At 62.4% G+C, this 18,051-nt stretch carries 16 protein-coding genes; 10 read left to right on the plus strand and 6 right to left on the minus strand.

The annotated features are described in order from the left end of the window. Window positions 1-254 precede the first annotated feature (254 nt). Window positions 255-875: a class II glutamine amidotransferase gene (locus BTIS_RS00440; protein ID WP_094661695.1), complete on the minus strand. Its 621-nt coding sequence runs from the start codon at window positions 873-875 to the stop codon at window positions 255-257. Continuing rightward, window positions 875-1,816, minus strand: coding sequence for a hypothetical protein (locus BTIS_RS00445; RefSeq protein WP_245819167.1), 942 nt, complete (start codon window positions 1,814-1,816; stop codon window positions 875-877). Before BTIS_RS00445 ends, BTIS_RS00440 begins: the two co-directional genes overlap by 1 nt. A 477-nt stretch (window positions 1,817-2,293) precedes the next feature. On the opposite strand from BTIS_RS00445, the gene BTIS_RS00450 reads away from it, so the two are divergent. The 3 genes from BTIS_RS00450 to BTIS_RS00460 all read left to right on the plus strand — a co-directional run bounded on the left by BTIS_RS00450 (window position 2,294) and on the right by BTIS_RS00460 (window position 3,390). Continuing rightward, complete coding sequence (locus BTIS_RS00450; RefSeq protein WP_094661696.1) at window positions 2,294-2,734, plus strand: helix-turn-helix domain-containing protein; 441 nt, start codon at window positions 2,294-2,296, stop codon at window positions 2,732-2,734. Window positions 2,735-2,862: 128 nt separating this feature from the next. Further along, on the plus strand, window positions 2,863-3,126 hold the full coding sequence (locus BTIS_RS00455; RefSeq protein WP_094661697.1) for a type II toxin-antitoxin system Phd/YefM family antitoxin: 264 nt from the start codon (window positions 2,863-2,865) through the stop codon (window positions 3,124-3,126). Between the two features lie 3 nt (window positions 3,127-3,129). Further along, entirely contained in the window at window positions 3,130-3,390 is a 261-nt protein-coding gene (locus tag BTIS_RS00460; protein ID WP_094661698.1) for a Txe/YoeB family addiction module toxin, read from the plus strand. 85 nt (window positions 3,391-3,475) lie between these two features. Here BTIS_RS00460 and BTIS_RS00465 read toward each other — a convergent pair whose 3' ends face one another. Then, on the minus strand, window positions 3,476-4,324 hold the full coding sequence (locus BTIS_RS00465; protein ID WP_094661699.1) for a tyrosine-type recombinase/integrase: 849 nt from the start codon (window positions 4,322-4,324) through the stop codon (window positions 3,476-3,478). A gap of 943 nt (window positions 4,325-5,267) precedes the next feature. After that, window positions 5,268-8,141 (minus strand): heavy metal translocating P-type ATPase, encoded by a 2,874-nt coding sequence (locus BTIS_RS00470; protein WP_094661700.1) that lies wholly within the window; start codon window positions 8,139-8,141, stop codon window positions 5,268-5,270. 253 nt (window positions 8,142-8,394) lie between these two features. On the opposite strand from BTIS_RS00470, the gene BTIS_RS00475 reads away from it, so the two are divergent. Beyond that, entirely contained in the window at window positions 8,395-8,664 is a 270-nt protein-coding gene (locus BTIS_RS00475; protein WP_094661774.1) for a metal-sensitive transcriptional regulator, read from the plus strand. A gap of 207 nt (window positions 8,665-8,871) precedes the next feature. Here the strand turns inward: BTIS_RS00475 and BTIS_RS00480 are convergent, their stop codons facing one another. Next, entirely contained in the window at window positions 8,872-9,288 is a 417-nt protein-coding gene (locus BTIS_RS00480; RefSeq protein WP_094661701.1) for a glycerophosphodiester phosphodiesterase, read from the minus strand. Between the two features lie 385 nt (window positions 9,289-9,673). Here BTIS_RS00480 and BTIS_RS00485 point away from each other — a divergent pair, with 385 nt between their 5' ends. The 3 genes from BTIS_RS00485 to BTIS_RS00495 all read left to right on the plus strand — a co-directional run bounded on the left by BTIS_RS00485 (window position 9,674) and on the right by BTIS_RS00495 (window position 13,616). Continuing rightward, the gene (locus BTIS_RS00485; protein ID WP_094661702.1) at window positions 9,674-11,953 is read left to right on the plus strand and encodes an alpha-1,4-glucan--maltose-1-phosphate maltosyltransferase; all 2,280 of its coding nucleotides are present in this window, start codon (window positions 9,674-9,676) and stop codon (window positions 11,951-11,953) included. A 275-nt stretch (window positions 11,954-12,228) separates the two neighbouring features. Beyond that, a complete protein-coding gene (locus tag BTIS_RS00490; protein WP_093960837.1) occupies window positions 12,229-12,726 on the plus strand; it encodes an inorganic diphosphatase in 498 nt (165 codons plus the stop codon). Between the two features lie 320 nt (window positions 12,727-13,046). Then, a complete protein-coding gene (locus BTIS_RS00495; RefSeq protein WP_169713032.1) occupies window positions 13,047-13,616 on the plus strand; it encodes a manganese efflux pump MntP in 570 nt (189 codons plus the stop codon). Between the two features lie 43 nt (window positions 13,617-13,659). On the opposite strand, the gene BTIS_RS00500 is transcribed toward BTIS_RS00495, so the two are convergent. Continuing rightward, the gene (locus tag BTIS_RS00500) at window positions 13,660-14,451 is read right to left on the minus strand and encodes a hypothetical protein (RefSeq protein WP_140555861.1); all 792 of its coding nucleotides are present in this window, start codon (window positions 14,449-14,451) and stop codon (window positions 13,660-13,662) included. A gap of 336 nt (window positions 14,452-14,787) precedes the next feature. Here BTIS_RS00500 and BTIS_RS00505 point away from each other — a divergent pair, with 336 nt between their 5' ends. From BTIS_RS00505 to BTIS_RS00515, 3 genes are all read left to right on the plus strand, one after another. Further along, the gene (locus BTIS_RS00505) at window positions 14,788-15,546 is read left to right on the plus strand and encodes a winged helix-turn-helix transcriptional regulator (RefSeq protein WP_094661704.1); all 759 of its coding nucleotides are present in this window, start codon (window positions 14,788-14,790) and stop codon (window positions 15,544-15,546) included. A gap of 167 nt (window positions 15,547-15,713) precedes the next feature. After that, on the plus strand, window positions 15,714-16,376 hold the full coding sequence (gene nth / locus BTIS_RS00510) for an endonuclease III (RefSeq protein ID WP_169713033.1): 663 nt from the start codon (window positions 15,714-15,716) through the stop codon (window positions 16,374-16,376). 240 nt (window positions 16,377-16,616) lie between these two features. Further along, entirely contained in the window at window positions 16,617-18,050 is a 1,434-nt protein-coding gene (locus BTIS_RS00515) for an ABC transporter substrate-binding protein (protein WP_158216800.1), read from the plus strand. Window position 18,051: the final 1 nt, after the last annotated feature.

Consider the following 18,051-nt stretch of genomic DNA (forward strand, 5'->3'; position numbering starts at 1 on the left):
GGCGGTGGTCCGTTTCTTGGCTGCCGTCGTCGTGTCGCGGGGCGGCGGGCGGCGGGTCAAACCGTGGCGGCGCCGGTCAGGCGTCTCCCGGTTTGACGCGCTCGGCCGCGTCCGCCGCCCCGCGACACGACGACGGCGGGAGCACTGTCCCGGCCCTTGGGCCGGGTCCTTTTCCGCCGGCATCGTGTGCCGGCGGTGGGATGGTGGGTGGGGTGCGGTCCCGGGCGTGCTGGATGCGCGCCCGGGACCGGTCGTCACGGCCTCCAGTCGGGGATTCCGGTCGGGTCGTAGAGGTCGTGGCCGTTGGCTTCGAGGTCGTCGATGGCGTTCTGGTAGCCGAGTTCGTATGGGAGGGTCCATTCCGTGGCGTCCATCCACCATGTGTTTGATACGCTGACGCCGTCGGTGAGCGGCTGTTCGCCGTGGAGCCATCGGATCTCGCCGTGGCTGGTGATGAGCGCGAACTTGCCGTGCAGGCCGCTGGCAAGGTCGGTTTCGCCCTGTTGCCATGCGTCGATGGCGTTGCGGCTGTCGGATTCATATGGACCGTGCGTGTAGGCAAGGGCTATGCCGTTGTGCGCTATCCATCCGGTCTCGCCGTCGGCCAGCGTGTAGGGGAACGGGTGCGTGTTCTCGAGGCATACGGCGCCGTGCGTGGCCAGACGGAAGTGGATGAGCGCGGGCGCGGCCTCGATGGCCTGCCAGTTGGCGTGGATGTAGGCAAGGGTGCGGTGGTTGTCGGGATGCCGGTAGACGTGGATGCGTTCGCCGTCATGCCATGCGATTCCCGCGCCGTCGGGATTGGTCTCGCTCATGAGGGCAAGGGTGACGGGGTCGGGCATGTGGCCGGGTTCTGCGGTGACGATGACGCACATCAGCGGTGCTCCTTCTTGGCTTTGATGATGGTCTGGCGGATGGTCGGGATGGGGCCTATGGCCTGATCGGCCTGTACGCGGCTCATGCGGCGGATGTCGCGCTCCTTGAGGGTGCCCACCGGATGGTGCTGGAGGAACCGCCACATGGCGTGGAGCCATGTCAGGGCGGGTATCAGGCTGTGCACGGTGTGTTCGTCCCAAGCGCCGAACGTGCGTAGTTCGATGGTGTCCGTGTGGTCGGCGTTGACGGCGGTGCATTTGCCGTGGTACGCGTTGTGGCGCAGGGCGCACCATCTGTCCTCGGTCAGGTGTCGCATGTTGAGGCGGGCGGCCTGTTCGCCGTCGATTCCGGTGAGGGCGTGGTACCAGCGGGCGGGGGTCTGTCGTTCGGTGCGGCGGATGTGGATGTGCCCGCCCGAGCATTCGCCGCATCCCCCCTGTTCGATCTGCCCTATGAGCCGTTCGATCCCGGTCAGGGTCTCCGTGTTCCATGGCAGTGGCTGGGTCTGATATTCCATGCCGCGTTCGCATAGGCTCGGGTCGCTCTTCCATCCCGCTATGAGGCCGCTGTCGCGTAGGGGCCGTGGGTCGTGGGGGCCGTCGATCTCGATCTCGATGCCGAACGTGTAGGCGTCCGTGGCGTGCGGCGTGTCCGCGTAGGGGTCGCGGTAGTCCGGGTCGACGCCACGGTTCAGGCAGTCCTCGCATACCGTTTCCTCCTCGATGTCGTCCCATTCGATGCAGTCGTCGCAGTAGACGGCCCCGCACCGCTGGCAGGTCTCGACGCAGTCGCGGCACAGGATGTCGAGGCAGCGTTCGCACCGGTACAGGCAGTCGTCGCAGCATTCGTTGCCGCAGTCGTCGCACTTGCGCATGTCCTCGGACGGATGCGGGTTTCCGCATGATTCGCAGATGATGGTGTCGGTCTTTTCGGTGTCCATGATGGTCTCCTTTGTTGTTGTGCTTTCCGTGCCGGACGATGATCGGCGGCGCGTGCGCACGTCCGCGTGGCAAGGCGCGTGGACCGCGGCCCGACAAGGGGCGCGGCGGCGGAGGGAGAAAGGAGCCGAGGAGGCATGCACGGGCCGCCGGCCGGCCCGTGCGATACTGCCCCGAGGCGACGTCGACCGGAGCCGCCCGGAGGGGACACGCGCATCCTTGCCACGCGGGCGGGCGTGCGCGATGCTGGTCCTCGTCCGGCACCCCACGCGCGACGGTTCACCCCACACGTCTTCCCGCGCGCCGGCCGCGACGGTACGAGCGGCTTGGACACTGGACCGTCCCCGTCAGGGGATGGTTCCATGGCGCGCGCGATATACGAAAATCGGTTCCCCACTTGTTTTCACCACCAGTGGTGGTGTAGGATGGGCACGGATGCACCACCAGTGGTGGTGTGCCGGATATGGGAAGGAGCTGTCATGGTCGAGTCGACGATGCCGTTGAGGATGCGGGGCAAGGCGGATTTCCGCGCGTTGCGAGAGAAGCTGGGCGTGACCCAGCCGCTGCTGGCGAGACACCTGCATCGGGACGTGAGGACGGTGAAGTCGTGGGAGGATCCGGGGTTCCACTACGGGCCGCCGCGCGAGGCGTGGGATTGGCTGCAGGAGCTGGAGATGGACCTGTACCGCAGCGTCGCGGGGACGGTCTCGGACGCCGAGGGCCGTCGCTGCGAGGCCCGGGATGCGGGCATGCCGGATCCGGTGATATCGCTGCCCTATTTCCGCCACCAGACGGAGTACGAGCGCTTCGGCGCGCCGTTGGGATGGTTCCGCCTGGCGAACGCGGCGTCGGCCAGGGCCGGCGACGAGCTGAACGCCAGGGGGTTCAGCGTCAACTACGAGTACACCGACGGGAGATGAGACCACCCTCCCCCGACGCATGCGGGACGTTGCGCGGCGGCCTGCGGGCTCCGCGTGGTTGACGGACCGGGCCGCCCTACGCTATTCTTGTACAAGAAGTTGTACAATATGAGTCATGGGAGGGTATCATGGTGCAGGCGGTGGCATACAGCACGTTCCGGCAGAATCTCAAGTCGTATATGCGGCAAGTGAATGAGGACTCGTACGTCCTTCTGGTCACGAACACGAATCCGGACGACAACGTCGTGGTCATGGGCGTCGACGACTACGACGCATTGATGGAGACGTTGCGCGTCTACGAGAACCCGTACCTGCGGGACAAGGTGATCCGTGGTCTGGAGCAGGTGCGCTCCGGTCGCGTCGCGGAGCATGGTCTCGTCGACGGGGAGTGATCGATGCTGCTGTGCTGGACCGAGGATGCATGGGACGACTATCTGTACTGGCAGAGGCAGGACCGTCGGACGCTGAAGCGGATCAACGCGCTCGTCCGAGACATGATGAGGTCGCCGTTCGAGGGGATCGGCAAACCCGAGCCATTGAAGTGGGGCCTGTCGGGCGCGTGGTCGAGACGGATCGATGCGGCCAATCGCATCATATACACCGTCGACCATGAGCGGATCGTCATCCTGTCGACGCGGGACCACTACGCCGACTGATTCATGTGGGAACGAGGGACGGGAGAGGTCTTGCGGCCTCTCCTTTTTTGATTCTTTCCTTATTGCGGTATTGCGGTATTGCGTTTTATCGGGCGGCGGCCGCGACGAGTTCCTCGAGGCGACTGTCGGGCATCGGCACGTAGGCCATGGTGGTCTCGATGCTGGCATGGCCCAGTCCGGCGGACACCAGATAGATGTCGTGCGTGGCCTCGTATCCGCGGGTAGCCCAGCGCGTCCGCAGCTTGTGACCGCTCCAACCGTCGGGCAGAAGCCTGGATACGTGCTTGCCGATGTAGCTCGGGCTGGCGTGGCCTCCGAATCGTCCGGGGAAGAGGTATCCATCGCTTTCTCGGATCCTGTCGGCGAGGTCGTGCGGGATGGGCAGTATCCGTTGTTTGCTGCCCTTGCCGTGGACGACGAGTCGTGGCATGTGGTCGATTCCGTCCGAGCTGGCTGGAGGGTCGATGACGTCGTTGCTGTGGATCCGGCAGACCTCCTGACGCCGTAGCCCGACCTCGGCCATGAGACGGATCATGAGTCGGTCGACGTCGTTGGCCCTGGCCTTGGCTGCCGTGATGTATTCCTCGGGGCAGGGACGGGGATGAGGCTTCGGTGCCCTGATGGATGGCAATCCGTCCGCGGGGTTGTCGGGGCGTCCCTGATGCGTCTGCAGCCACTCGAAGTACTTGCGGATGGCGGCGCGGGCGGATTTGCGCGTCTCCTCACGCCAGTCCTGGTCGGCGTACCAGTGCAGCAGCTCCGTTGCGCTGACGGTCATGGGATCACCCCCGAGGTCACGCGCGAGTTTTGACAGCTGGCATCGGCGTGTGGTTCTGGTGTCGTCGGACTGGCTGGCGGCACGGAGGTAGGAGAGATACTGTTTGATGGACTCGCGCCATGGCTCCGGCGCGTTTATCTGTGTTTGTTTTGCCATGCCCAATCATCGTTGGGCAGGTCACGCCACTTTCGTGATCCTGACGACTCCTCGACGGTCTTCATCATCGCCGTCCTCGTCGTCGGCGAGCGTTGTATCGCATAACCCAGAGGTCCATGGTTCAAATCCATGCCCCGCTACTAGCAAAGGCTAGGAACCACAAGGTTCCTAGCCTTTTTCGTTTTCCGGCCGACTCGCAAGCTGGGGGTCAGGGTTATGGGGTTATGGGCCCAGTCACCCAACGACACAGCAGAAACGAATTCCCCTGCGACGCACGCATACGTCCGACAAGCATCGGGAATGAAGCTCCGTGCTCATCGGACGCAAACATACGACTAACAAGCACCGGAGACGGTCTCCGATACCCATCGGACGTATACGCATGTCGAACAAGCACCGAGGAAGAGCCACCGTGCTCATACGGCATACATGTGCGTCCGATAGGTACCGAAACCGAGCCTCGATGCTTATCGGACGCACACGTATGACAAACCGGCACCGGATCTCGAGCGAAAGCCCTGAACGCGCCTTCGTACCGTCAGTCGATACGGCACACCCCGGATGCAGCCCCAATCCTCGAGTTCTGTGCGGATTTTCGTCTCCGCGGACATCAATCTCCGAGTTCTGTGCGGTCGCGGTAAGGAATCCCGGGTATCTCCGTTGAAATTCCAACGGTCATACTCGGAATCCGCCGATGAGCACGCACAGAACTCGGAGATTGGTGTCCGCAAGACCCCGAAATCCGCACAGAACTCGGAGATAGGGCGTCCGGCGCAACGATCACGGCAACATCGCACGCGCAACACCGCACACCGTGCACCACGCACACCGTGCACCACGCACACCGCGCAGCACCACACACAACACACACAGTACAACGCGCGACGCGCGCATACGTCCGACAAGTGCCAGACACCGGGCTCCGACCGACCGACCGCCCAGACTACTTCGCGTACTGCGCCGGGTTCTTGTCGAAGGCAGCGGCACAACCGGCACCGCAGAAGTAGTAGGTCTTGCCGTTGTAGTCACGCTTGGCCGCGGCGGTGGCCGGATCCACGCTCATGCCGCAGATCGGGTCGGTTTCGCTACCGGCCGCGTGGACGTGATGCATGCCGTGCATATCGCCCATATCGCCGTGCATATGCTCCGATTCGTCGTTCTTCCTGCTGAAGAGTCCCATGATGGTTCCTTTCCTTGCATTGTTTGTTTTCCTTGCGGAAATCCTGTATGGCCGCACCCGTTCGGGATCGAACGCGCGCAGCCGGTTGGCGTTGCTCACCACGGACAGCGATGAGAACGCCATGGCCGCACCCGCGATCATCGGGTTGAGCAGCATGCCGGTGAACGGATACAGCGCACCGGCCGCGATCGGGATTCCAATACCGTTGTATCCGAACGCGAATCCCAGATTCTGCCGAATGTTGCGCATGGTGGCATGTGCCAGATCCACGGCCGTGACCACGCCGGTCAGACTGCCGTTCATCAGCGTGATGTCGGCCGATTCGATGGCCACGTCGGTGCCGCCGCCGATCGCGAATCCCACATTCGCCCGCACGAGCGCCGGAGCGTCGTTGATGCCGTCACCGACCATGGCCACAACATGGCCGCCCGCCTGCAATCGGGCGATCTCATCGGCCTTGGCGTCCGGACGCACCTCGGCGATCACATGATCAACACCCACGTCGTGCGCAATGGCCCGCGCGGTGTCCTGGTTGTCGCCGGTGAGCATGACCACGTCGATGCCCCGCAGCCGCAGCGCCGCAATGGCCTGCTTTGAATCGGGCTTGACGGTGTCGGCCACGGCGATCACCGCGGCAAGCAGACCATCCACCGCCATCAGCATCGGCGTACGCCCTTTGGCGGCATGCGCGTCGATCGCGGCGAACACGTCGTCGACGGACTCCCCCGCCGCATCGGGCATGCCGACGTCATGGTCATCCACCAGTTCCGCGTTACCAATGATCACGGTGTGCCTGCCCACGGTCGCCACGATGCCGCGGCCTGGAATCGCCGTGAATTCATCGACACCATGCAATTCCTGATCGCCGCGACCATCATGACCGCCGTCGACGCCCCCACCGACAGCGCCCCTGTCGCCGTCACGCTCGCCATCCGCCGCACGCACGATCGCCGCCGCCAACGGATGCTCCGAATTCCGTTCCGCATCCGCTGCGAGCGCCAGCAGCTCCCGTTCACGACCATGCCACGTGCCGAACACGTCGAATCCCACGAGTTCCGGTCGACCTTGGGTGATGGTTCCGGTTTTGTCGAGCACGACGGTATCCACGTCGGCGGCGGTTTCCAAGGCCTGTGCGGACCGGACGAGGATGCCGAGCGTGGCGGCCTTGCCGGTGGCGATGGTGATGGATAGCGGTGTGGCGAGTCCGAGTGCGCATGGACAGGCGATGACGAGCACGGAGACCGCGGAGACGAGCGCATGCACGATTTTCGGTTCTGGTCCGAATGCCCACCAGAGCGCGCATGCCCATACGGCGATGAGTACGACGGCCGGAACGAATATCGCGGAGACGCGGTCGGCGAGTCGTTGCACGGGCGCCTTGGAGCTTTGTGCGGTTTTGACGAGGTTCACGATCTGCGCAAGCACGGTGTCGGCTCCGATGCGCGTGGCGCGGTAGCGGAATGTTCCGGTGCCGTTGACCGTGGCACCGGTGACCTGGCTGCCGGCGGTTTTCTCCACGGGCATGGATTCGCCGGTGACCATGGATTCGTCCACGGTCGAGTCGCCTGAGATCACCGTGCCGTCCACAGGCAGTTTGTCGCCGGGGCGGATCACCACGATGTCGCCCACCCGCACGTCGTCGACGGGGATGTCCGTGACCGTGCCGTCGCGTTCGACGTGCGCGGTTTTGGGTTTGAGTCCGATGAGCGCGCGCACGGCTTCGCCGGTGCCGGCCCGGGCGTGTGCTTCGAGTAGTTGTCCAACGAGCATGAGCGTGATGATCGTGCCCACGGCCTCGTAGTAGGGTTCGCGCACATCCTGCGGCAGTATGGTCGGCGCGATGGTAACGACGAGCGAGTATAGGAACGCCGCGGCGGTGCCTACGGAGACGAGCGCGTTCATTTCCGGCGCACGGTGGACGATGGCGGACCATCCGGTGGCGTAGATCGGCCGCCCAGCGTAGAGGATCACGGGCAGGATGAGCAGCAGCTGCCAGATGGGTGCCAGATGGTACAGATGGAACATGGCGGCGAGGAACACCGGCAGCGTGAAGACGGCAGCCACGATGAGTCGCATGCGCAGCGTGCGAATTTCCCGCGCCGCGTTCGCCTCCTCCTCGTTCAGGTCAGGCATCGTCGTCCCTGCCGTCGCGTCGTCTGCGGACCGCGTGGAAGAATCGTTCGGCACGTCGGCGGTATTCGCCCGTGCATCCTTATCAGGTTCGGCAGTGGGTTCGGCGTTCGGTTCCGGCGTATCCGTCGTGTGCCGCCCCGGCAGTACGCGCAGTGTGCCGTGCAGCATGTTCATGCCGCATGCGAATCCGTATTCCCCCGGTTTGTTCGGCGTGATCGTCATGGTTGTGGTACGGAACGCCGGCAACGACTGATCGACACCGAAATCGGGGAACACGACGTGCGACGAGCATTCGCCGCCTTCCTGCCGATCGAATACGAATCGCAGTGGCGTGCCGGCTTCGGCTTCGATCACGGCGGGATCGTATCCGCCTTTGACCGCGACCACGATCTCCTGCACGCCGTTGTTCATGACCGCACGCGCGGCCTTGCGCGGCGCGAGGAAGAACCAGAGCACGCCCGCGCTGACAAGTGCCGCGGCGATAAACGCCATCGCGATGATCATGTATCTTCTCCCGTCGTCTGTGTACGCCATAACCATATACCCCGTGGGGGTATAATTGCAATATCAGTTCTTCACTAAGGGGAAAATCATGACCGACCGGATCACGCCCGACGAAGCCCGCGATACGACACCCGACTGCGGATGCCACGCTCACGCAAGCACTACGGAACCCAATCACACCGGCCATGCCCCAGAGAACGCAGGCACGGACGAAGCCAGCACGCACGACAACGCACACAGCCGCAATGGCTACATGCAGGACCAGAAGAGGATCGTCGCCCGGCTCAGTCGCATCGAGGGACAGGTGCGAGGCATCAAGCAGATGGCGCAGAACGGCGAGTACTGTATCGACATCCTCACACAGATCTCCGCGGCGAACAGCGCGCTCAAATCCGTCGCGCTGCTATTGCTCGACGATCATCTCGACCACTGCGTCAAACAGGCCGCCGCGCAGGGCGACCAGGTGGCCGAGGACAAGCTGCAGGAGGCCAGCGCCGCCATCGCCCGTCTGGTCCGCTCCTGAATCGCGGCATCGGAATCAGACCAACACGGCCCACGTACGCCAGCACCCGCCAGCAATCACGAACCAACAGCCCCACAAACACACAGCCCCACAAACACACAAATGGCGGGAACCCATCACGGGCACCCGCCATTCATTCAGCGCATATCCCATCTCATCATCGAGACCGGCGCACGCAATCCCCCAACCCGAAGTCGAGGGCACCGATCACCAGTGGTTGGCGCCGGGGCCTTCGAACTTCACGTTGAAGCCGCGCTCGTAGTGGAGGAACATGTTGGCACCGTAACGGTCCACGTCACGGTGGGTGAACAGCATGCGGATGGCAAATGCGGTCTGGACGTCAGCCGGCAGGGCGCGGAACGCCTTGTAGGCATCCCAGCCGTCCTCAGCCACGGCCTGATCGGAAACGAATGCGTAGCCGTAACCGTCCTCGTTCACATATCCGAGGAAGGGCAGATCCCAGGCGTTGTGCTCGGTGAGAGCGGCCTTGTAATCCTCCACCTTGGCCAGAGCCTCCTCGGAGATGCCGAAGGAGCGCGCCACTTCGTTCGCGGCCGCGGTCTTGCGCTCGGCATAGGCACCGTAAAGCGAGGTATCGACGACAATCTGCTTGTTGTCCGCCATAGGTCATCCTTTCTGTATGCATGCTCCCCAATGAGGCACACACATGTCACATTCACGTTAGATGTAACATGCAACATCACATCCATCGTGATTCGTTTTTCACACCCTTCGATTATCGAAGAGCTGTACAGATAACACCATACGCCCTCCATTCCTTGAATATCCAGTCGTTTCATGGAGTTGCAACGTTTTATTTTCCATCTCGTAACGACGCACGTTCTAATTGACACCGCGCACGTTCTAATTCAAAAACTAACATTAACGATGTTCATTTATGATAAGTAAAGTTATGAAACGGTTACCCGCATGCTACGAAACGACGACCAGTGCCCAAAAACAGTGAAATTTCAACGCTGAGTAACAGCAAACCCCTTACAATGGCGGTATGACTGAAACAAGTAGTACCCAAGTCACTTCAGCCGCAGCGGAGATTGCCGCTGAGGAAGCAGAGAAGAACTCCACCACCCGCAAGGGTGCGACCCGTCGGAAGGCCAAGTCCACGTCAACGACGACCAAGAAGGCCGCCGGCACCCGCAAGCATCGCAATTCCAAGTCCAAGGCCGTCGCGGCCGACACCCCTGATGCGCTGATCCCCGCACCCGTGCTCGAGATCACCGATCCGAGCCAGTTCGGACGCATCAACGTGCTCGACGTCACCCCCAATGAGGAATGCGGCGTCTACCCGGCCCGCGTCGAACTCGGCGAGCAGTTCACCGTCACCGCTCAGGTCTTCATCGAAGGCCGCGCCAAGGTGGGTGCCACCGCCGTGCTGCACACGCCGCGTGGCCGTGCCGCCGCAAGCCGCACCATGACCTGCGTGAACCCCGGTCTCGACCGCTGGACCTGCGAGATGCAGGTGGGCGAGCACTCCGACGTGCTGCCGTGGGAGGACGGCTTCGCCGCGGTCAAGCGCCAGCTGGGCAATTGGTCGCTCGTCGTGGAAGGCTGGGAGGACTCCTTCGCCACCTGGCTGCACGACGCCAAGATCAAGGTGAAGGTTCACGACTCCGACGTGGAGAACGCGCTTGACGAAGGTGCCGAACTGCTCGGACGCTGGGCCAAGACCCGCGACGCCGGCCTGAACGCCGACCAGAAGAAGGAACTGCAGGCCGCCGCCGAGACGCTGGCGAACAAGGAGCTCACCCCCGTCGAGCGCCTAGCCGCCGCCGACAATGACGAGATCGCCGCGCTGCACGAGTCCAACCCGCTGCGCGACGGCGTGAGCCCGTCCCGCCCGGTGCACCTGCTGGTGCAGCGTTCCAAGTCGACCTTCGCGGCCTGGTACCAGTTCTTCCCGCGCTCCGAAGGTGCCTACGTGGATCAGGAGACCGGCAAGATCGTGCAGGGCACGCTCAAGACCTCCGTCTCCGGACTGGAACGCGCCAAGGCCGAAGGATTCGACATCGTCTACCTGCCCCCGATCTTCCCGATCGGCGTGACTAACCGCAAGGGCCGCAACAACACGCTCGTGGCCGGCCCGGACGATCCGGGGTCGCCGTTCGGCATCGGCTCCGCTGAAGGCGGCCACGACACCGTCGATCCGCTGCTCGGCACCATGGACGACTTCAAGGCGCTCGTCGCCAAGGCCCACGAACTGGGTCTGGAGATCGCCCTTGACTTCGCCCTGCAGTGCTCCCCCGACCACCCGTGGGTCAAGGAGCACCCGAACTGGTTCCGCCACAAGCCGGACGGCACCATCGCCTTCGCCGAGAACCCGCCGAAGAAGTATCAGGACATCTACCCGATCGACTTCAACGCCGACATGGAAGGCATCGAAAAGGAAGTCGTCCGCCTGATGACCCTGTGGATCGACGCGGGCGTGACCGTCTTCCGCGTGGACAACCCGCACACCAAGCCCGTGCGCTTCTGGCAGGACGTGATCGCCACGATCACCAAGAAGCACCCCGAGGTGCTATTCCTGGCCGAGGCATTCACCCGCCCGGGCATGATGCGCGCGCTGAGCTACGCCGGCTTCACCCAGTCCCACTGCTACTTCCCGTGGCGCAACACCAAGGAGGAGCTCGAGGAGTACCTAGGCGAGACCAACAGCGACGACGCCTTCTACCAGCACAATACGTTCTGGCCCACCACGCCGGACATCCTCACCGCCTACGTGCGCGACAACGGCATCGCCGGTCACGCCGTGCGCGCCGTGCTGGCCGCCATGGGCAGCCCGAGCTGGGGCATCTACAACGGCTTCGAACTGATCGAGAACCGTCAGCGCCCCGGATTCGAGGAGCAGATCGACAACGAGAAGTACGAGATCAAGGTGCGCGACTGGTCCAAGGCCGACGAGTACGGCATCGCCGAAATGCTCACCAGCCTCAACCGCATCCGTCGCGAGCACCCGGCCACGCACAGCTACCACAACCTCACGGTCCTGCGCAGCTCCGATCCGAACATCCTCGCGTTCGCCCGCCACACGCCGGCCGAGTTCACCGGCACCGGCAAGCCGGACACGCTGATCGTGGTGGTGAATCTGGATGGTCACGACGCCCACCAGTCCCTTATCCACCTCGAGCTGGGCGACTTCGGCCTGCCCACCGACAAGGGCGTGGCACTGAAGGACGAGCTGACCGGCCGCGAGTTCACCTGGAGCTGGGACAACTTCGTGTCGCTGGCCCCGTGGGCCGACGTGGCGCACGTGCTCAGCGTCCAGTACTGATCGTCGGTCAACTGACGATCAACGACCGACGGTCATCGATCAACGGATTCCGATCCATGTGATCAACCACGTTGGTCGCAATCGACCACCAAAATGTGGGTGTCTTCCTCCGGGAAGGCACCCACATTTGTCAATACGTTTGTCAATACACGTATCAATACGCAATACGCGCCGTGTATGCGTCATATACGCGTATCGCAACCCCCACGACCCCCATTCTGCGGTATCCTTGGTTGCGGTAACACAATAATGTCAACTCATTGAAGGAGACAGACATGGCAGAGACGTTCAACGTCGTCGTCGAGATCCCGCGCGGATCCAAGAACAAGTACGAAGTGGATCACGAGACCGGTCGCGTGTTCCTGGATCGTGAGCTGTTCACGGCCATGGGCTACCCGGACGACTACGGCTACATCGACGGCACTCTGGGCGAGGACGGCGATCCGCTTGACGCCCTGGTGATGATCCCGAACTCCGTGTTCCCTGGCTGCGTGGTCGAGTGCCGCGCCGTCGGTCTGTACCACATGGTCGACGAGGCCGGTGGCGACGACAAGGTGCTGTGCGTGCCCGCCGATGTGCGTTACGACAACATCAAGGACATCGACGACGTCTCCGAGTTCCACAAGGCCGAGATCAAGCACTTCTTCGAGCAGTACAAGGCTCTGGAGCCCGGCAAGGAAGTGCTGCCCGGCGACTACTGGACCGGCGTGGACAAGGCCGAGGCCGAGATCAAGGCCGCTCGCGAGCGTCTGGCCGCTTCCGAGGAGAAGTGAGCCGTCACATATAACGACGGCGTGCGTGAACGGCAACGACATGTCATCACACACACGCTAGCGATAGCGAACCGCAGAGGGCGCATCCCCATCGGGGTGCGCCCTCTGCTATTATCACCACTTGTAATTCGCGAGAGACAGACGAACGGCATTCATCCGAATTCAAAGCCATCCGACGGCGTTTTCCCTGTCGCGGCATCTGGCAGTTTGCTGTGTCATCGTTTCGTCAAGGCGTAGGGCCGCCAGAGGGCGGTGTCGAGGCCCATTCCGGCAGTCGGCCATAGTGTCTGGCGTCGAAATGAACCTTCAAAGGATCATCCGTGATCGTTGAGATTCTTCTTATTGCCGTTTCCGTATCCATGGACGCGTTCGCCGTCTCCATCGGCAAGGGACTGACCGTCAAACACGTCAACGGACGCCAGCGTGCATCGGTGGGATTGTGGTTCGGCGGATTCCAGGCGCTGTTCCCTCTGCTCGGCTATTTCGCGGCATCCACGTTCAGCAAGTATGTCACGGCCGTCGACCATTGGATCATCTTTGCGTTGCTCGCGCTGATCGGCGGCAACATGATTCGCGAGGCGTTTCTGGAGGACGAGGAGAACGAGCACGAGACCGCGGCATTCGATTGGCGTCATATGCTGCCGCTGGCCATCGCCACGAGCATCGACGCGTTCGCCGTGGGTGTGAGTTTCGCGTTCATGCCGATCAATATTGTGTTCGCCGTGGTCGTGATCGGTGTGACGACCGGCCTGTTCTCGGCCGTCGGCCTGAGCATCGGCAATGTGTTCGGTTCCCGTTGGCAGAAGCCGGCGCAGGTGGCCGGCGGTCTGGTGCTCATTCTTATCGGTCTGAAGGTGCTGTTGGAGCATCTCGGCATGCTGCCGTGGTAATCATCATGGATCGTCGTGATTACGCGACGATCTTACGCGACTGTCACAGCGTCAGATGCGCCACGAACGCGGCCACATACACCACGTATCCCAGCAGCATGACGGGCATCACGCCCATGCCAAGCCATGAGTAGGGCGACGGCCCGTCGATCTCGTTCCACCAAGATCCGGATGCGATCACCAGCAGCACGCCCAAGGCGATAAGCGCCACGAGCACCAGCGCCGCCACCCACGCTCCGTCGTCGGGCGCGGACAGCAGATCGTGCATCAGCGAGGGAAGGAACAGCCAGCAGGACGATCCGAGAGCACATGCGGACACGATCAGTCCCGTCGACATCGACACGATGAGATGACTGCGGTCCTTACGCCACATCTGATGTCCAAACGACACGACCACGATCGTCAGAAACGCAAGGATCAGGAACCACGACCATCGTGTGAACGCCTTGTCGGAGACGGGGAAACCGTCCGAGATGTTGAACGCCACGGCGACCACGTACACGATCACGGCGAGCGCCCGGGCGAATACCGTCTGGGTGACGCCGTTCGCGAACGGCCATGCAATGACCACGGCCAGTACGGCGAGCGCGGACAGTGTTATGGATGCGATCGCGCCGGCCTGGGTGAGTGCGCCGAGGCCGCCGACGAGTCCGATCATCAGTGCGTAGGAGACGACTTGGGTAAGCACCACGGCAAGCTGTCCGCGTCGGGTCGCCTCCGACTGCATGCCGCGTACGTGCGTGCCGTCCTCTTCGTCGATCTCGCGCTTGTGGATGTCCTGGATGCCCATGAACGCTCCTCCTGCTTCGATGATTCCACTTTTACTATCGTTCATGTTCTCACCACGCCTATCCACAGAATTATTTTGAGGGGATTCGAGTGGCTCGCCGATGATTGTCGGTGGTGCCGTGTCAGGCATCATGCTCAAGTCTTAACCGATGGCTTATGCCGTTCCTAGCGGCTTTTTCCTATGCTTTCTTACTACGTTCGTCGATGGTGTCCCAAATGTTGAACCGCGTTTTCCAATTACGAACTTCTGTCTTATAAAAAGAAGAAAGTTGTTCGATAGCGAAAGTTACGGAATCGCGAGCACGCGCGATAACATCCGCTTTGTACAATGAAGGTTGTTGTTGTTCAGGCTCACATCGAAGCCAGGATCGGGGAGAGCACAGTGACGGATTTGACATTGATGACGATGGCGGAGAATCCCGCTTCCGTACTGCCGTCTCTTGCGCTGTTGTCTCATCGTGTGCGTGTGCTGCCGATGGATGCCGCTTCTCTGGTGAAGATGCCTGAGAACACGATTCTTTTTCTTGATGCGCGCGACGATCTCGCCACTGCCAAGACCCTGTGTCGTCTGATTCATGCCTCCGGCCTGTCCACGCCGATCGTGCTGGTACTTACGGAGGGCGGGTTCACCGTGGTCACTTCCCAGTGGGGTGTTTCCGATGTGGTGGTCGCCTCCGCGTCCCCTGCCGAGGTCGAGGCTCGGTTGCGACTGGTGTCCGAGCGTGGCAATTCGTTCGCGTCGGCGTCTCCCGCGCGTCAGAGCAATGAGCAGCCGCAGGAGGGGCAGATCCGTTCCGGCGATCTGGTGGTGGATACGAATGGTTATACGGCGTCGCTGCATGGTCATCCCATCGATCTGGCCTACAAGGAGTTCGAGCTGCTGAAGTATCTGGTGCAGCATCCCGGTCGTGTGTTCACCCGTGCACAGCTGTTGCAGGAGGTGTGGGGGTACGACTACTACGGCGGCACCCGTACCGTTGATGTGCATATTCGTCGTCTGCGCGCCAAGCTCGGTGGCGAGTATGAGCATCTGATCGGCACTGTGCGTAACGTGGGATATCGTTTCGACCCGCCGGAGGACGACGAGCAGGACGAGAACGCCAAGGCCGCCGCCGCGGCAGCCACCGCCCATCATGACTGATTCCGTTTCCGCTCCGATCCGTCAGCCCAAAGTCCAAAACTGAACACTCTTACTGTATTCCGTTAGTGTGATCACCCTACTTTCACTGTGGTGACGTTAGTGTGATCACACTAGTGTCACCACAGTGAAAGTAGGGAAGGTCAGGGCGTTCGGATAAACCGGATCGTATGGCACGAGAGACGAAAACCGCGCGCGTTCGGCGTATGCACGACGAATACCGTATTCTGTGCAATATGATTCCCGAGGCCGTGTGCGCGTTGCATTTCTCCAATCCTCTGGAGCTGCTTGTGGCCACCGTGCTCAGTGCGCAGACCACCGACAAGCGGGTCAATTCCGTCACCGGCGAACTGTTCGCAACCTACCCCGACGCCGAGGATTACGCCAATGCGAACATCGAGGACATCGAACGTATCATCCGACCGCTCGGCTTCTACCATGCCAAGGCCAAGCATCTGATCGGGCTCGGTCAGGCGTTGTCCGAACGTTTCGATTCGGAAGTGCCGCACACCATGGAGGAACTCGTCACGCTGCCCGGCGTGGGTCGCAAGACCGCGAACGTGGTGCTCGGCAATGCGTTCGGCATTCCCGGCTTCCCCGTGGATACGCATGTGACGCGTGTGACCGGACGGTTGCGTTGGAGGACCGACTGGAACACCAGACATCCGGATCCGGTGAAGATAGAAAAGGCGATCTGCGCCTGTTTCCCGCCGGAGGAGTGGACGAATCTCAGCCATCGGCTGATTCTGTTCGGCCGGGCCACATGTCACGCCCGCAAACCCGACTGCGCCAACTGCCCCCTGGCCGACACCTGCCCATCGGTGTCCATCTGAGCTCACGGCCCGGCACCGAGTATGCTCGTAAGCATGCGCAGAGCACAGTCGGACCAACACAATACAGCGCCAAGGGCATTCCCCCCAGTCGAAACCCCGTCGTCCCAGGAGCCGAAGCCGCTTTCCCGGCGCGCACGTCGTGAGTCGGCGCACGCATTGGCCACCGGCGGCGTCAAATCGATTATCGTCTTCCTCGTGGCGCTGTTGGTATTCGGTTGCGGCGGTTACGCGGCATATTCAATGATCGTGAACCGCTCCGCGCCCAGTCTGCCGATTCCCGGATCGGCACCCGGCGGATCGATCACGATCGGCCTGGCCTCCGCGCCCGACTCACTCGACATCCGCAAGCAGACCGGCGACGCCGTCGCGCAGGCGCTGCTCGGCAACGTCTACGAAACGGTCACCAAACGCGGCGAGGACAATACCGCCCAGCCCGGCATCGCCAAATCGTGGGACGTGTCGGACGACGGATTGTCGTACACCTTCCACATCGCCGACGGCATCACGTTCTCCAACGGCGACCAGCTCAACGCCGACGACGTGGTCTATTCACTGCAGCAGACGCTGCAGAAGCAGTATGTGGGATACGAGGATCTGGCCGGACTGGCGTCGGTGAAGGCGACCGGTAGCTCCACGGTGGTCATCAAGCTCTCCTCCCCCATGCCCGACCTGCCGTGGGTGCTGTCCGGCCGCGCGGGCATCGTGTACGACGAAACCGCGAAGGTCAACTACATGACCGGCGCGATCGGCTCCGGACCGTTCCTCGTGGAATCCTGGAAGAAGGGCGATCCGATCACACTCAAGGCCAATACCGCATACTGGGGAACCAAGGCGAAGATCGGCACGGTGACGCTGCGCTACTACACCGATGCCGGCAAGGCCGCCGATGATCTCAAGTCCGGCGACATCCAGGCCATCATGCCCACGGACGTGGCCAATGCGAACGCGCTCAAGACGCAGGACACCATCACCGTGGCGCAGACCGACAGCACCCGCAAGGTGGTGCTCGGATTCAACAGCTCCGCCGACTCCCTGTTCTCCGACGCCCGCGTGCGGCAGAGCGCGCGCATGGCCATCGACAAGAACGCGATTGTACAGGCCAACGGCGCCGCGGAACGACTCGGCGGACCGATCCCCAAACTCGACCCGGGATACGAGGACCTGACCGGCCTGTATCCGCTCGATCAGGCCAAGGCCAAAAGCCTGGTCAGCTACTTCCGTCTACGCACGATGAAGCTCGTCTACCCGTCATCCCTGGGCGAGCAGATCGGCCAGACAGTGAAGGACAATCTCGCGGCGGCGGGCATTCCCATCGAGGTCAGCATGGTCGACGATGCCACCTGGCAGCAGACCGTGGTGCAGGACAAGCAGTTCGATCTGACCATCTACACCATGAACGACAGTCATGACGCCGGTGACTTCGTGGCGCGCGACAACTTCCTGCAGTACACCAACGCGGAGGTGGAGAACCTGTACGCGCAGACCAGAGCCGCCACGACCGACGACGACTACGCGAACCGGCTCAAGGAATACGCGCACAAGCTCAGCGAGGACTCCCCCGCCGACTGGCTGTATGTGGAACGCCCGTGGGTGGCCTACAAGTCCACCGTCAAGGGGCTGCCCACCGCCATGGTCGACTGCTATCTGCCACTGGCCGGAGTCACGATCGAATAAC

The organism is Bifidobacterium tissieri (assembly GCF_002259645.1).
Lineage (GTDB): Bacteria > Actinomycetota > Actinomycetes > Actinomycetales > Bifidobacteriaceae > Galliscardovia > Galliscardovia tissieri.

Excerpts from the sequence above, each read along its gene's own strand:
- BTIS_RS00515 (WP_158216800.1), top strand. The coding sequence starts at position 16,617 with ATGATCGTGAACCGCTCCGCGCCCAGTCTGCCGATTCCCGGATCGGCA.
- BTIS_RS00465 (WP_094661699.1), bottom strand. The coding sequence starts at position 4,324 with ATGGCAAAACAAACACAGATAAACGCGCCGGAGCCATGGCGCGAGTCC.
- BTIS_RS00440 (WP_094661695.1), bottom strand. The coding sequence starts at position 875 with ATGTGCGTCATCGTCACCGCAGAACCCGGCCACATGCCCGACCCCGTC.
- BTIS_RS00485 (WP_094661702.1), top strand. The coding sequence starts at position 9,674 with ATGACTGAAACAAGTAGTACCCAAGTCACTTCAGCCGCAGCGGAGATT.
- BTIS_RS00450 (WP_094661696.1), top strand. The coding sequence starts at position 2,294 with ATGGTCGAGTCGACGATGCCGTTGAGGATGCGGGGCAAGGCGGATTTC.
- BTIS_RS00470 (WP_094661700.1), bottom strand. The coding sequence starts at position 8,141 with ATGATCATCGCGATGGCGTTTATCGCCGCGGCACTTGTCAGCGCGGGC.
- BTIS_RS00475 (WP_094661774.1), top strand. The coding sequence starts at position 8,395 with ATGCAGGACCAGAAGAGGATCGTCGCCCGGCTCAGTCGCATCGAGGGA.
- BTIS_RS00490 (WP_093960837.1), top strand. The coding sequence starts at position 12,229 with ATGGCAGAGACGTTCAACGTCGTCGTCGAGATCCCGCGCGGATCCAAG.
- BTIS_RS00455 (WP_094661697.1), top strand. The coding sequence starts at position 2,863 with ATGGTGCAGGCGGTGGCATACAGCACGTTCCGGCAGAATCTCAAGTCG.
- BTIS_RS00445 (WP_245819167.1), bottom strand. The coding sequence starts at position 1,816 with ATGGACACCGAAAAGACCGACACCATCATCTGCGAATCATGCGGAAAC.
- BTIS_RS00480 (WP_094661701.1), bottom strand. The coding sequence starts at position 9,288 with ATGGCGGACAACAAGCAGATTGTCGTCGATACCTCGCTTTACGGTGCC.
- BTIS_RS00460 (WP_094661698.1), top strand. The coding sequence starts at position 3,130 with ATGCTGCTGTGCTGGACCGAGGATGCATGGGACGACTATCTGTACTGG.
- BTIS_RS00500 (WP_140555861.1), bottom strand. The coding sequence starts at position 14,451 with ATGAACGATAGTAAAAGTGGAATCATCGAAGCAGGAGGAGCGTTCATG.
- nth (WP_169713033.1), top strand. The coding sequence starts at position 15,714 with ATGGCACGAGAGACGAAAACCGCGCGCGTTCGGCGTATGCACGACGAA.